16 protein-coding genes are annotated in these 13,880 nt (G+C 68.3%); 1 reads left to right on the forward strand and 15 read right to left on the reverse strand.

The window, feature by feature from the left end:
• Positions 1 to 42: 42 nt before the first annotated feature.
• From ACFVJ5_RS15730 to ACFVJ5_RS15740, 3 genes are read right to left on the reverse strand one after another with little or no spacing between them, the layout of a single operon-like run.
• Positions 43 to 363 carry a hypothetical protein gene (locus tag ACFVJ5_RS15730; protein WP_379220711.1) on the reverse strand — a complete coding sequence of 107 codons (321 nt, stop codon included), beginning with the start codon at positions 361 to 363 and terminating at the stop codon, positions 43 to 45.
• Positions 364 to 398: 35 nt separating this feature from the next.
• Positions 399 to 1,265 (reverse strand): hypothetical protein, encoded by an 867-nt coding sequence (locus tag ACFVJ5_RS15735; RefSeq protein WP_379220712.1) that lies wholly within the window; start codon positions 1,263 to 1,265, stop codon positions 399 to 401.
• A gap of 6 nt (positions 1,266 to 1,271) precedes the next feature.
• Positions 1,272 to 2,300 carry a 3-oxoacyl-ACP synthase III family protein gene (locus ACFVJ5_RS15740; protein ID WP_379220714.1) on the reverse strand — a complete coding sequence of 343 codons (1,029 nt, stop codon included), beginning with the start codon at positions 2,298 to 2,300 and terminating at the stop codon, positions 1,272 to 1,274.
• Positions 2,301 to 2,479: 179 nt separating this feature from the next.
• Between ACFVJ5_RS15740 and ACFVJ5_RS15745 the strand changes: the two genes are divergently transcribed.
• Positions 2,480 to 3,622 (forward strand): cytochrome P450, encoded by a 1,143-nt coding sequence (locus ACFVJ5_RS15745; protein WP_379220716.1) that lies wholly within the window; start codon positions 2,480 to 2,482, stop codon positions 3,620 to 3,622.
• Between the two features lie 4 nt (positions 3,623 to 3,626).
• Here the strand turns inward: ACFVJ5_RS15745 and ACFVJ5_RS15750 are convergent, their stop codons facing one another.
• The 12 genes from ACFVJ5_RS15750 to ACFVJ5_RS15805 form a co-directional block, all read right to left on the reverse strand.
• Positions 3,627 to 5,351 carry a ThiF family adenylyltransferase gene (locus ACFVJ5_RS15750; protein ID WP_379220718.1) on the reverse strand — a complete coding sequence of 575 codons (1,725 nt, stop codon included), beginning with the start codon at positions 5,349 to 5,351 and terminating at the stop codon, positions 3,627 to 3,629.
• Entirely contained in the window at positions 5,348 to 5,746 is a 399-nt protein-coding gene (locus ACFVJ5_RS15755; protein WP_379220719.1) for a hypothetical protein, read from the reverse strand. Before ACFVJ5_RS15755 ends, ACFVJ5_RS15750 begins: the two co-directional genes overlap by 4 nt.
• A 15-nt stretch (positions 5,747 to 5,761) precedes the next feature.
• Entirely contained in the window at positions 5,762 to 6,184 is a 423-nt protein-coding gene (locus ACFVJ5_RS15760) for a hypothetical protein (RefSeq protein ID WP_379220721.1), read from the reverse strand.
• Positions 6,181 to 6,423, reverse strand: coding sequence for a hypothetical protein (locus ACFVJ5_RS15765; RefSeq protein ID WP_379220723.1), 243 nt, complete (start codon positions 6,421 to 6,423; stop codon positions 6,181 to 6,183). Before ACFVJ5_RS15765 ends, ACFVJ5_RS15760 begins: the two co-directional genes overlap by 4 nt.
• Entirely contained in the window at positions 6,420 to 7,040 is a 621-nt protein-coding gene (locus ACFVJ5_RS15770) for a hypothetical protein (RefSeq protein WP_379220725.1), read from the reverse strand. Before ACFVJ5_RS15770 ends, ACFVJ5_RS15765 begins: the two co-directional genes overlap by 4 nt.
• Positions 7,037 to 7,888, reverse strand: coding sequence for a hypothetical protein (locus tag ACFVJ5_RS15775; RefSeq protein WP_379220726.1), 852 nt, complete (start codon positions 7,886 to 7,888; stop codon positions 7,037 to 7,039). The genes ACFVJ5_RS15770 and ACFVJ5_RS15775 overlap by 4 nt, the downstream gene beginning before the upstream one ends.
• 167 nt (positions 7,889 to 8,055) lie before the next feature.
• A complete protein-coding gene (locus tag ACFVJ5_RS15780) occupies positions 8,056 to 8,775 on the reverse strand; it encodes a hypothetical protein (RefSeq protein ID WP_379220728.1) in 720 nt (239 codons plus the stop codon).
• 188 nt (positions 8,776 to 8,963) lie between these two features.
• Complete coding sequence (locus ACFVJ5_RS15785) at positions 8,964 to 10,385, reverse strand: FAD-binding protein (protein WP_379220730.1); 1,422 nt, start codon at positions 10,383 to 10,385, stop codon at positions 8,964 to 8,966.
• 52 nt (positions 10,386 to 10,437) lie between these two features.
• Positions 10,438 to 11,079: an ABC transporter ATP-binding protein gene (locus ACFVJ5_RS15790; RefSeq protein ID WP_379220732.1), complete on the reverse strand. Its 642-nt coding sequence runs from the start codon at positions 11,077 to 11,079 to the stop codon at positions 10,438 to 10,440.
• On the reverse strand, positions 11,079 to 12,047 hold the full coding sequence (locus ACFVJ5_RS15795) for an ATP-binding cassette domain-containing protein (RefSeq protein ID WP_379220734.1): 969 nt from the start codon (positions 12,045 to 12,047) through the stop codon (positions 11,079 to 11,081). The genes ACFVJ5_RS15790 and ACFVJ5_RS15795 overlap by 1 nt, the downstream gene beginning before the upstream one ends.
• A complete protein-coding gene (locus ACFVJ5_RS15800) occupies positions 12,044 to 12,898 on the reverse strand; it encodes an ABC transporter permease (RefSeq protein ID WP_379220736.1) in 855 nt (284 codons plus the stop codon). Before ACFVJ5_RS15800 ends, ACFVJ5_RS15795 begins: the two co-directional genes overlap by 4 nt.
• On the reverse strand, positions 12,891 to 13,844 hold the full coding sequence (locus ACFVJ5_RS15805; RefSeq protein WP_379220738.1) for an ABC transporter permease: 954 nt from the start codon (positions 13,842 to 13,844) through the stop codon (positions 12,891 to 12,893). The genes ACFVJ5_RS15800 and ACFVJ5_RS15805 overlap by 8 nt, the downstream gene beginning before the upstream one ends.
• Between the last annotated feature and the right edge of the window lie 36 nt (positions 13,845 to 13,880).

Consider the following 13,880-nt stretch of genomic DNA (forward strand, 5'->3'; position numbering starts at 1 on the left):
TCGACGATCTCGCGAAGCCGCGGCCGGACGGCGCCGCCTCGGTCACTGTTCGCCCTCGCCCAGCGTCTTCCACCAGGTAGCCCCGAGCAGCATGGTCATCACGGCCGCACGACGACCGGAGATCCCCCGTTCAGCGGCCACTTTCCGGGCCGCCGGAATCTGCGCGGCGTGCACTCCGACGCTCAGCGCCACATCGATCCAGAAGGCCACCCGCAGCCATCGGGCCCGGAACGGCCGCACCACACCGGCGATCAGGAATATCCAGCCGATCACCGGAATCGACCGCAGGGCCAGCACCGTCGTCGGGCTCGGCGCCCCGGCCGAGATGCCGGCCCGCGCGCGATGGCGACCATGTCGCGGCACACTCACCGGATCCGGAACAACATGCAGAGACCGTGTCACCGCACACCAACCCCTCGATAGGTCACGGCCGCCGCGGTGGGTCCACCATCGGCGGCGACGAACAGCAACGGCCGATCGGCCAGTCCCGCGTCACGTGCCGCCACGAACGCGGCGGTCAACGCGGAAGTGTGTGCGTCTGCGGCGAAGTCGTCGGTCACCACCGCGCCCACGCCGAGCTGGGCTGCCAGTTCGCCGGCGAAGTCCGCCGTCGGTTTACCGCACAGCAGCACCACCTGCCCGGCGTCGATACCGTCCGCCGCCAACGCTTCTCGCGCCGCGACAGCGGCATGTTCGACGAGTTCGGCTGTCCCGGTGAGCAACTCCACTGTCAGCGCGGACCGGCCCTCGGCGCCCATCGCGGACAGCTTCACGTACCCCTGCGGGTCGGGCAGTGCGTCACCAGCGCTCACGTGGACTCCGCCGAAACCCGGGGCTTCGGCGGAATTCTCGAGCACGAAAGCCGCCCCGACCGGCTCGAACGCGAACTCCACCTCGTCTCGACCCGACGGATGCGCGTCGCCCGAGACAACAACCACGTGCCCCGCGGGCAGATCCGCCAGCAGCGACGCGGCCACCCCGACCGCGTTCACCACCCCGCAGGCACCGTTCATCAGGTCGAACGACAAGCACGGCACGTCACCGCGCCGATAGTCCAACCCGATCCCCGCGGCCTGCTGGATCAGCGCCGCGACCGCCGGTTCCACGAGGTTCGCATCGCGATAGACCCCCACATTGATCAGTGCGTCGACCTGCTCGGGCGAACAACCGGCTCCCGTCAACGCCTCGCGCGCGGCGCTTGCCGCCTGGCCTACCGAGCTGACTCCGCCGCTGCGCGTCACTGCCGCAGAAATGATGATTCCCATACTGTCCTATACCCGCAGATCGCCGATTGTCACCGACAAGAATCCGGCGACCACCCCGGAAGCCGCCGGTACCAGCAGTACTTTCGACCCCGGCGCGATCAGTCCCTGCCGCAACGCGTCGTGCAACACCACGAAATGTGAGGTCGACGCGGTGTTGCCGTATCTGTCCAGCACCGCGAGTCCGGGCGGCATCGCCGCGTCGAATTCGCGCTCGGCGATCTTGTTGATCAATTCCACAGCGGGGCCGCTGAACTGGTGATGGATCAGGTAGTCGTAGCCCTCCTCGGCGAAGCTGGAACCGCGGGCGGCCAGGAACTCCAGCTGCCGCGAGGTCCACAGCAGGTACCTGGACTCGTTGTGCATCGCCCGATTGTCGGTGTAGAGCGCGACTCCCGGCCCCTGATCGCTGGGCATCCCCAAGCACAGCTTCGCGAACGCGGCGCTGGTGTTGAGCTCCACGTAGTCGAGCCCGGGCCCGTCGGTGCCGTCGAGCACCACGGCCGCCCCGGCGTCGCCGACGGTGAGCGAGGCGAACTGCGGGTCGTACTTCTGCGAGATCTCCCGCACCGCCGTATCGGCGATCGGGGTGATGCACTCCCCGGACACCACCATGCCGCGACGCACCGCACCGGATCGAATCATCCTGTCCAGCAACAGAACTCCGGTCATCATCCCGGCACACGCATTGGACACGTCGAAATGGATCGCCCTGTTCGCCCCGAGCGCGGTGCGCAGCATCAGCGCGAACGACGGTTCCAGGCAGAAGTCCTCGCCGCGGGTCCGGGTGATCGAGCAGGAGATGATCACGTCCAGGTCGGTGGCGTCGTAGCGCGAATTGTCCAGTGCGCTGCGGGCGGCGGCGAGGGCGATGGTGAACGAGTCCTCGGATTCGCCGCGCACCCTGCGCGCCCTGACTCCGCTGACCTTCTCCAGATCCAGCGGCGCGTCGACGGCCAATTGCGCCAGCAACTCCGCCGTGGTCACTTCCCTGGCCGGCAGATACGCGCCGACGGCTTCGATTGTCGAACTCACCATGCTTGTTCACTTCCAGATATCGCGTGATGCACAGATCACCACCAGCGCATCTCGCCGATCCTAGCCACAGACCTTCACTAATCGGGCCCGCTCGATTAGATTCTGCCGAGGTGTGGAGCTCCGCCCGACGCCATGAACTAACCCTACTCGCCGCTGGTCAACCCTGGTTGCCTGGATTATTGCTGCTGGGACGGTTCGCGCGGCCGATCCGCAAGGTGCCCGAACTCGGCTGGTTCGTCGCCGATCCGCTGGTGGCCCGCCAGATCTACAACGACAGCACCCATTTCAGCATCGTGTCCGAGGGCGCGGCCGGGCACTGGTGGGCGCAGGTCATCGGCGATTGGGTCGAGGATCTGTTCGAAGGTCCCGGCCATACCGACCTGCGGACCAAGGTGCGCGACCTGTTCACCCTCGGCCACACCGATGCGCTGGTCGAGCGCGTGATCGGCCCCGACCTGCGTGACCTGCGCGAACGGCTCGCGGCGGGGGAGACCGTCGACATCGCCGCCCGCGCGCAGATCCTGGTCGGCCGCAGCGTCTCCGACCTGGTCGGCATGCGCCCCGAGGACATCGCCGCGGCCATCGGCGGCGACTACACCGACGATCAGGACGCGCTGTTCCTGCGCCTGTTCCATCACGTCGAAGAGCTGGTCAACCTGGGTTTCGGCACCATGGCCTCGACCACACTCGACCCAGCGGCGCTGGCCCGCGCCCGTGAGCTGGCCACCCAGCTCGCCGTCAACGTTCCCGCCGCGTACGCCCGCGCCGATCCCGACACCACGCTCGGTCGCTGCCGCGAACTGGGCCTCGATGTCGAGCACGCGGGCGGCCTGGCGATTCTGATGGCAGTCGCGGGCACCGACACCCTCGCCAGCGCCATGACCAGAATGGTCGCGATCATGCACGACACCGGCCAGCACCGCGCCCTGCTCGCCGCTCCCGACCGCCTCCCCGACGCGGTCCGCGAGACCCTGCGCGTCACGAGCCCGGCCTACCTCGTCGGCCGCTCGGTCACCGCGGACGTCCGCGTCGCCGACCGCGACCTGCGCGCGGGCGAACACGTCAAGATCCTCACCTGGACCATCAACAACGCCGCGGGCGAGTTCCGCGTCGACCGGGACTACAACCCCGAAACCCGCCAGCTCTGGTTCGGCGGCGGCCGCCACCTCTGCCTCGGCGCCCAGCTCGTCCACTCCGAACTCACCGCGCTCCTCGAAGCCTTGACCGCCGCCGGTCGCCCGTGGGAAATCGTCGAACGCCGCTATCGCAGAAAGGTTTTCATCCCCACCTACGAGACGCTACGCATCCGGCTCGCTCGTTGATCGGCTATGCGCCGCAGACGTTGCACCCCTCGATACTCTGCGTGCGCAGCCAGATGCTCTGCGGTAGCAGCTGAGACGACAGGTGCGCCGAGTGTGATTCCTTGCCGAGCAGCGCTTCGGCGATGCTGTCGGTGACCTCCCACTGCGAGGTGGTGGCGACGAGACCGAGCACGCGACCGGTGCGCAGCGATTCGAGCACGTGGGCGCCCGCGGGCCGGTCGCGCCCGGCGAGCAGGCCGATCGCCATGAGCGAAGCCGTCGCCGACACCAGATCGATGGCCGCGCCGAGTCCTGGTTCGGCGACCAGCCGGCCGTCCTGGCCGTAGTCCTTGGGCGCCTTCTCGGCGTTCGCGCTGCCGCCTAGCGAACACTTGACGCACGGTGTGTGGGCGGCGGGGACGCTGAGGATCACTTCGCCGCCGCGCAGTCCGGCGTACATCGCCGAACAGACGACGGGCACACCCGCGCGGTAGGCGAGGTCGGTGAGCCAGGTCTGCTGGGTCATGTCATCGGTGGCCCCGACGACCAGGTCGACCTCCGGCAGCAGGGCGCCCACCGGGACGTCGTAGAGCGAACGCTGATACGTACGCACCGTGATATCGGTGCCGATCCCGGTCAGGATCGCTTGCAGCGCGGTCACTTTCGCGGTGCCGAGATCACGGGTGGAGTACGCGGATCTCGCCAGGTTCGGCGGGGACACCAGATCCGGGTCGATCAGCGTGAACGTGCGCACCCCCGACCGGGCGAGGCGTTCGGCGATCGCGCTGCCGACCGAACCAGCGCCCGCGATCAGTACGTGCTTGTCGTCGAGCGGACCGGTGATCGTCGTGACCCGATCCAGCCGATGTTCGGTCTCCCCGCTCGGGGCTTCGTCGAAAGGGATCCGGGTCAGCGCTCCCAGCAGCGACGATCGGTGCTTCGGGTTCTCGGCGGGGTCCCACGCGAACGGCGTCGGCACCTCGGCACCGTCGGGTCCGAACGCGTAGGCCACCGGCCCCGCGACGGGATAGCCGACCGGGATCACGATCTCTCGGCGCCAGCCGTTGCGGGCGGCGGGCATCGGGTAGCTGAACCCGGTGAGGTACTGGTTGTCGACGAACCTCGGCATCGACCGCTCGACCTCGTCGCGCTGACCGAGCCAGCGCGACACCGGAATACAGAACGACGAATCACCACCGAATCCGGTCGCCGCGACGAGATCGGAGATCGGTACGACCTTCGCCTCGACCGGAGCCATCAGCCCCTGACCCGAGCGCGACAGCGACATCACGTGGAAGGTCATCCGGTGCCGCTCACCCACCGCGATCTGATTGAACTGTTCGACCGCGCCCGCGGTGACGATGGCGACGACCAGGGAGGCGATGTGCGGGTTTGCCTGCAATTGCTGGGTGGTGGACGCGACGTCCTGGCCGGACGGATTCACCACGCCGCTCGGGTGACTGTGCACGGTGCCGAGGAACCGGGCCGAACCGGCGGTCTCCAGCTGTCCGATGACCGCGCTGAGATCAGTGCTGATGTCCCAGGACACCGAGGTGTACGCGCCCGAGGTGTCGGGGATCGCGGCCACGATCAGCGAGCCGTAGCCCACCAGCGCCGCACCGCGTTCGGGGGCGTAGTCGGCGATGGTCTCGCGGATCGCCGCGACCACGGTGTCGAGGATCCGGATGTGCGCGGGCCCGCCCGAGGACGGGATCCGGCGATCGGCGGGGGATGGTGGCGCTGAAGTCATCGGACTGCGCTCCTCAAGGCTCGGTCGACCAGGTCCAGAATGTGCTGGCGCACTTCGACGACGGACTGTGCGGTGACGGGTGGGTCGAAGGCGACCATCGACGCCCCCTCGGTGAAGGTGACGGTGGCCAGGTCGAAGTGCTCGGCGTAGGCCTGCGGTTCCGGTCGCTGGGGTGCGATATCCCAGGTGTTGCCGCTGTTGTCGATGGCGAAGTTACGGAAGAGGACGAAGCTGAACTGCAGGTCGGGATCGGTGGTCTCGATGGTGCAGTGCCACCCTTTGAGAGCGTCGTAGCCGAGGTCGACCGGGTGCCATTTCCAGCGGTTGTCCGGGTCGACCTCGGCGAGCATGTCGCGGTCGTACTTGAGCCACGCGATCTCGGGTTCGGGTTCCATGGATTGCCTCCTCGCTCAGTCCGAGAAGGAGGGGTCGCGGCCGGACAGCAGCATCGAGGTGTAGAAGCTCCATTTGGCGGTCGCGCCGCACACTTCTTCGATGGTGCGGTAGCCCTCGGCGGCGTTGCTGCCACAGATCATCGGCACCCGTACGTCGTTGACGAGGACGTCGATCATGTGCGGTCGATGTCCGCGCAGCGCGTCCTGGTTGGGCCAGACCGGCGAGATCTGCCAGCGACCGTACTGATTCGCGTCGCGGAAAGTGAGGAACTTGTAGGCGTGGCCGCCGTAGGGCGGGTCGAACACGAACGACAGCGCACTACGGCCCTTCAGCCAGGGCGCGGTGACCACAGTCCAGTTGCCGACGTTTTTCGGGTCGAGTCGCTTGAGCACGGCGACATCGGAGGATCTGACGTTGTAGTCGTCCATGGTCGTCATGCCATCCGCCCGCTGGGCAGCACGGTCACCGGCGTACCGCCGATGCGCCCGTCGGAGACGTCACCGGGGGCGGCGACGATGATCTGACCACCCGGCCCGGCGTACACGCCCATGGCCTGTTCGCCGTTCTCGATCGCCTTGATGGTGCTGTCGACGTCGTCCCACCCGCTGCCGTGCATCGGGGCCGGTGTCAGGACGGTGACCGGGGTGGAAGTGGATGTTGCTGTGCGATAGATCATTTCGTTCCGATCTCGAGAGGGAAATGGGTGCGGAAGTAGACGTACGCGGCGAGGCAGCCGAATGCCGGGCCCCACAGCACGTCCAGATGCCCGGGGGTGAGCAACAGCAGACGCAGGACCATGACGACGCTCCCCGCGACGAACCCGATCGCGAACCGGCGATAGATCGCCCGGTACGCGCAGCGCGGCACCTGCCTGCGCAGGGATTGGGCACGGAACAACACCGCGAACACCACCCCTGCCAGCATCAGCAGCAGGCTCGAGGTGATGGGCGTTCCGGTGTCGAGTCGCACGATCGAGCGGTCGGTGTCGAACACGACGCGGTAGGCGCCGCGACTCACCAGCGACATCGCGGCCAGGACGAGCACCATGGCGACGGTCGCGAAGAACGCCGCGATCAGATTGACGGCGAGGTGTCGACGCGCGTGCTCCCGATCGACGCGATGGGCGGTGAAATGCGCTGCCGCGGTGGCGAAGAGACCGCCGGCGCCGCAGTAGGACCTGACCTCGGTCAGTCGCATCGGTTCGCCCGCGCGTCGCCGTGCCTCGGGCCGGTACGGTTCGCGCGTCACGGCCCGCCGACGGTTCACCGGGCGGTAGGGCTGACGGTCGGTCATGGTCGCCTCCGTTCGTTCGCAGCCTGCTGCCACCGGTGTTCGCGGTAGGCGATCCGGTCTCGGGCGACGGACTCGTACCAGGCTGTGAGCAGGCGTGCGAGCCCAGCCCAGCCGATCAGCACCAACAGCGGTGCCCACTCGCCCCACGCGCCGGAGACGCGCAGCGACATCTCGTATCCGCCGTAGCCGACCGGACCGAAGGCCACCGCGAACAACGCGCTGGTGTTGCGATTGCGGAAGAGCAGGGTGACCGTCACAGAACAGCCGATCACGACCCAGCCGCGCTGGTTCAGGTAGTCGTCGCGCAAGGCGTCCTCTGGGTGAACATCGAACCGCCACAGCAACATCAGCAGAAATGAGATGTTGCAGACCACGGCCCACAGCACCAGGTTGACCAGGAAGCTGCCGAACCCGCGTCCGCGCATGGCGCCGGTGGCGCGCCAGGTCTGTCGGCGCAGCGCCGCGCGCTGGGAAGCGAGTAGCGGAGCGGGTCCGCGGGCCCGCCGTCGTGCCGATGCGACGTCGTCGGGCACGACCGGGCTGGTCCGCGGCGATGACGTCGGCCTGGTCGCCGCCGGTCTCGGCACCGTGGGGCGGCGGCCGGTGCTGACCGGTGATCGGGGCGGTGCGGTGGTCGGCCCCTTGGCAGGCCTGGTGATCGGCTCGCTGCGCGTGCTCCAGATCACCGGGCCTTTGGTGTTGCGCCGTGGTGGCGGCTCACCGTCGCGGAATACATCGAGCGGTGAACCGGCGTCGTCGTCCGGCAGGCCCTCACTCCCTTCGGTGGGCGCGCACCACGGTGCTCGCGCGGGACATCGCTGACCACATCGCCCGCGGGAATCCGACACGTTACCGATCTTGCTGCGACACGCCGCAAATACTCAGGAACCTTTAATTGCTATGCGCCACTAATGAATTCGGGTCGAAACGTGACGCACAGCAACCATCCCGACACCGCCGACGCGAAAGGCCCCGTTCCACCGAATGGTGGAACGGGGCCCGTTGTTCGTGTGGACTACTGGTTCTCGGGCGCGTTGATCCGGTTGTGGAAGCCGATGCCGATGGCGATCGCGGCGGGGACGCCGGTCAGTACCAGGCCGGCGGCCGCGCCGAGCGGGATGCCGACGGCGGCACCGGCGAGGCAGCCGGCGATGCCGGTGGCGCCGCCGAGGGCGAGCACCGGGACGCCGAGGACCAGGCCGCCGACGCCGCCGATGGCGCAGCCCGCGAGGCCACCGGTGAGGGTGCCGACGAGGGTGCCGATGGCGGTGATGATGCCGAACTGGGTGGCGGCGGCGCCGACGGCGTCGTCGAAGGCGTCCTGCCGGACGACGTCCTTCAGCAGGGTCGACGGGCGGGCCGAGGCCACGTCGGTGCGCGGGGTCAGGGTGGCGCGGGTGCCGTCGACGACGGCGTCGATCGGGTACTCGAGGTCGTCGATCGTGTAGGCGAGCGGCAGGGCGGCGACGATGTTGCCCTGGTTGTCGCGCACCTGGAACTGGTTGTTCTCGGTGGTGAGCGAGCCCGCGTCGGTCTCGACGACGACCGCGTCGCCCTCGATGCCGGTCTTCCAGTTGATACCGGGCAGCACCTGGTTCACGCCCTGGTTCACGCCGTCGAGGAAGGCCGCGACGGGCGCGGGAGCAGGCGCCGGAGCGGCGTGCGACGTGCCGGTGGCAACGCCGAGCGCGGCGATGACGAGTGCGGAGGTTGCGGCAACCTTGCTGATGTTCATGAATGCAGTCTTTCCCTCAATGGCGATGCTCCCTGGGGAGCGCAGGCCCTCGATCGAGCACCCATGATCAAGTGTCCAACTGTTTGTTGCTGAAATGTAACTTAAAAAGTCTTAAGAGTTCAAAACGGACAGTGACGTGCGTCATTGCCGGCCAATTCGATTAGCTGTTAACAACTTTCGCTCGCCATTCACCTGCGGTGACCTGAAGCACATCGATGTCGAAGTCCTGTCACCAGCTGCAACCGCCGCGCGAGGTCGGAGGCGAATACCCGTTCGGGGTCGACTCGGTCCCTGACCCGACGCCATTCGTCGAGTCGCGGATACATCGTCGCGATCATCTCGGGTGTGGTGCGTGATTCCTTCGCGAGGTACAGGCGTCCACCCGCCGCCCGCACCCGTTCGTCGAGGTCGACGCAGAACCGGTCGAGTCCGCTGGTGAGCGCGAAGTCCAAGCTCAGCATGTATCCGGGGTGCGGCCACGACAGCGGCGCCGGGTTGCTCGGGCCCATCCGCTTGAAGACATTGAGGAACGAGTGGTGCCCCGACTCGGCGATGGTGCGCACCGTGTCGGCCAGCTGCTGCTCGGCCCCGAACGGCATCGAGAACTGATATTGCAAGAACCCTCGCTTGCCGTATGCCCGATTCCATTCGCCGAGCAGGTCGAGCGGATGATAGAACTGCGTCAGATTCTGGATGCGCCCACGCGCCCGCCGGGGGAACAGGCGATGAGCGGCCTCGGCGGCAATCCGGGTGGTCACCGAATTGACCATCCCGTTCGGAAAGATATCCGGCACTGTGAACAATTGTGGGGCGTCGAAATTCAAGGGTTTGCTACGCAATCTCGCCGGCAACTGATCGACAGTCGCCAGCGAACCTCGGCTGAATCCGGCCCGCCCGAGTTTCGCCCCGGTGGAAATGGTGTCCGGCACCGCCATCGAGTAGTCGTACCCGTCGTCGGAACCGCCGGTCAGCAATTCCATCGTCTCGTCGAGATCGCGCGTGCGGTCGTTGTCGACGAGGAAATACGCGGTCTCGGTGTGCTTCAACCGAACTCGCGCACCGACGATGATGCCGGTGAGCCCCATCCCGCCGACCGTCGCCCAGAACAGCGCCGAGTCGGGCCCCTCCGGCGTCAAGGTACGCACCGATCCATCGGCGGTGAGCAGATCCATCGACACCACGTGATTGCCGAAGCTGCCCTGCGAATGATGGTTCTTGCCATGGATATCCGCGCCGATCGCCCCACCGACCGTCACCTGCCGGGTGCCCGGCAGCACCGGGACCCACAGTCCGAACGGCAGCGCCGCCCGCATGAGCGCGTCCAGGCTGGTACCCGCGTCGACCGCGACGATCCCGCTGTCGGGATCGATGCTGTGGATGCGGTCCAGCGCGGTCATGTCGACCACCAGTCCGCCCGCGTTCTGCGCCGGATCCCCGTAACTACGTCCGAGCCCGCGCGCGATCACCCCGCGCGGCCCCGCGGTCCGCACCCGTTCGGCGATCACCGCGATGTCGGGGGTGCGCAGCACTTCGGCGACGGTCGGTGCGGTGCGGGCCCATCCGCTGAGGCTGCGGCACGCGCTGACTGGATTCGGTTGCGTGAATGTCACAGGGGCTCACGCTAAAACGGGTTCCTGTGCGCAGCCTGAGGTAATCGTGCGGTTATTGCGGAGATGCTTGCCGAGGGGTGAGCCTGCCTTCGTGCATCGCGGCGATGCGGGTGCAGGCGGCCTCGAGGAGGGGCTCGTCGTGGCTGATCAGGAGGACGCCGAGGTTGCCGTCGGCGCGGGTCATGACCAGGCGGATGATGGTGGCGGTGGTGGCCGCGTCGAGCATGGCGGTGGCTTCGTCGAGGATGAGGTAGCGGGGGTTCTGGGCGAGGGCGCGGGCCAGGCAGGCGCGTTGGAGTTGGCCGTCGCTGAGGGTGTGGGGGCGGCGGTCGAGCAGGTCGGGGGTGAGACCGACCGTGGTGGCCAGTGCGGTGAGATCGGGGACCGCGGCACGGCGGATGCGGGCGGGTTCGGCGATGATCTGGGCGAGGGTGAAGTGGGGATTCGTTGCGGCACGGGGGGATTGAAAGACCATGGCGATGGTGCCGCGAGCCCGGCGGGGTGCCTGCCCGTCGACGGTGACGGTGCCGGAGGTGGGCGTCAGTAGCCCGGCCATGGTTCGCGCGAGCGTGGTTTTCCCCGATCCCGAGTCGCCGGTGATCCCGACGATCTCGCCCGGGGCGATCCGCAGGTCGACCCCGCGGATGACGGGTTCCGAGCCGTAGCCCGCGGTGATGGAGTCGGCGATCAGCATCAGGACCTCGGTCGGCGAATCATGCGCGGCGGCTGGGGAATCAACTGTGTCGGGCCACCCGCGTAGGGGCAGCTCTCGGACAGGTTCGTCAGCGCTCGCGGGGGATGGGGGAGCGGGTGCAGGCCGCGTTCGGGCAGGGCGGCGAGCAGGTCGCGCGTGTAGTCGTGCCACGGATCGTCGAGCACGTGGGCACCGGGGCCGACCTCCATCAGGCGTGACGCGTACATCACCGCGACAGTGTCGGCGATGCCGGCGCGGATCAGATGCGCGAGATCGTGCGTGATCAGCAGGACCGCGGCGCCACGGTCGGCGCACTCGCGCAACAGTGTTCCGATCTGGTCGGTGCGTGAGCGATCGAGTCCTGAGGTCGGTTCGTCGGCGATGATCACCTCGGGATCGCCCGCCAGCGCCGCGGCCACGGCCGCCCGCTGGGCCATCCCGCCGGAGAGTTCGTGCGGGTACAGGTCGAGCGCCGTGCGGGCGAGTCCCGCTCGATCGAGGAGGTCAGCGGGGGTGTGTGCGGTGCCGAGGGCGACGATCGCCTCCTGGAGCTGGGAGCCTATGGTCCGCACGGGAGTGAAAGAGGTGCTCGGAGATTGGGGCACCAGCGCGATATGGCGGCCGCGATAGGAGTGCTCGCCGGCGAGGATGTCGACCGGTCCGGCGGCGGCGTTCGCCGGATCGTCCACGTGCAGGTGGATGGACCCGGTGGTGACGGCGTCACGCGGCAGTACACCCATCACCGCACCGGCGACAATCGACTTCCCGCACCCGGATTCGCCCACGAGCGCGGTGACGCTGCCCGCGTCGACGTCGAGCGACAGCTCGGTCACCGCATGCACCACGTCGCCCCGGCCGACCGGAATCCGAACGGTCAGCGCATCGATCGACAAGCTGGTGCCCCGAGGTCCACGGTCGGCGTCGATCAGTGCGTGCGCTGTTCGGCGGGGGAGGGCGGGTCCTGTCATCGCGGCATCCTCGACGGTTTCGGTGGGGCGAGAAGTCCGCGCAGTGACGACCCCGCGACAGCGACCGCCACCGTCGTCAGCACCAGGAAGCCGGCGGGGAACGCCAGCGTCCACCACCCGCCCAGCAGCAGCGAAGTGCGCGCTTCCTCCAGCAGCGTGCCCAGGCTCGGTTCGTGCGGCGGCAGCCCGAACCCGAGGAACGACAAGGTCGACTCGTGCCAAATCGCATGCGGGAGAAGCAGAACCACCGCGATCAACGCCTGCGGGGCGACGGCGGGCAGCAGATGCCTGAACAACAGGTGCGTGCGGCTCGCACCCGCGAGCACCGCCGCGGACACGTACTCGCGCTCGCGCAGACTCAAGCTCTCCGCCCGCACGATCCGCGCCACCTGCACCCAGTGCGTGAGTCCGATCGACAACACCACCGCCAGCGCGTTCCCCCGGAACAGCGCCACGATCACGATCCCCAGCAGCAGATGCGGCAGCGCGTTGGCGGTATCGGCGATCCGCATCACCACCCGGTCCACCCACCCACCTGCCAGCGCCGACACCGCACCGACGAGCACGCCGATCGCCGTCGACACCGCCGCCGCGCACGCCGCGACGATCAGCGAGGTTCGCAGCGCCGCCGCGATTCGCACGAACAGCGACCGCCCGGCCGAGTCGGTCCCGAACCACCACTGCCCCGACGGCGCCTGCCGCGCACTCGCGAAATCGGTCAGCCGCTCGTCGACACCACCCACCCACGGCACGATCACCGCGTACAGCACGACCGCGACCAGCACCGAAAGCGCGAGGTACAACCGTCGCTCCGCAGACCCGTGCGTGAGGTCGCGCCACCGCTCACCCATCGGCGCGCACCCTCGGATCGAGCAGCACCACCGCGACATCGGCGAGCAGCGACCCGAGCATCACCGCGCAGGTCGTGCCGACAGTCAGCACCGCCAACAGCGCCATATCGAGGTCCTTCGCCGACTGCACGAACGCACCCGCGATCCCCGGCCACGAGAAGATCTCCTCCACCAGCACCGCCCCGACCACGACCTCCGGCAGGCGTGCGCCGAGGATCGTCACGAACGGGGCCAGCGAGGTCGGCAGGATGTGCCTGCGGGTGATCGTGACGGTGTCGATGCCGCGCGTGGCGGCACCGACCACGAAATCCTCACCGCGATTGCCCGACACCGATTCCCGCACGGCCAGCAGGAGCCACGGCACCTGCGAGACGGCCAACGCGACGGCGGGCAGTACGAGATGTCGCGCCACCTGACCGACTCCGACCTCGGCCCCGGCGTCGGTGAGCCCGGCGGGGGGCAACCAGCCGAGTCCGACCGCGAACAAGCCGATCGCGGCCAGCGACACCACGAACGGCGGCAGCCCCTGCATCACCACACACGACGCGGTGACCAGCCGATCGATCATCCCACCGCGATGCATACCTGCCCAGACGCCCGCGCCGAGCGCGACGGCGATCGCCACGCTCATCGCGACCACGACCAGCAGCACCGTCCACGGAATCCGTTGGGCGAGCAGAGTGCTCACCGGCTGGGCGAACCCGCGGGAAACACCGAGATCGCCGCTGAACAGGTCGCCGATCCAGCGTCCGTAGAGCTGGTACCACGGCGCGTCCAGCCCGAGTTGATCCGTGAGCAACGCCCGATCCGACGCGCTCGTCGTCTCGTAGCGAGCGCCGAGATAGCCGACCAGCGGGTCGAACGGCGATACCGCCGCCGCGGCGAAGAGCGCGGCCGACACCGCGGCGAGCACCGGAATCAACGCCACCGATCGCCACCCGACCATTGCCCGGAGGCCGCGTCCGCGAACGCGACTGCGCCC

The organism is Nocardia sp. NPDC127606, assembly GCF_042671725.1.
Taxonomy (GTDB): domain Bacteria; phylum Actinomycetota; class Actinomycetes; order Mycobacteriales; family Mycobacteriaceae; genus Nocardia.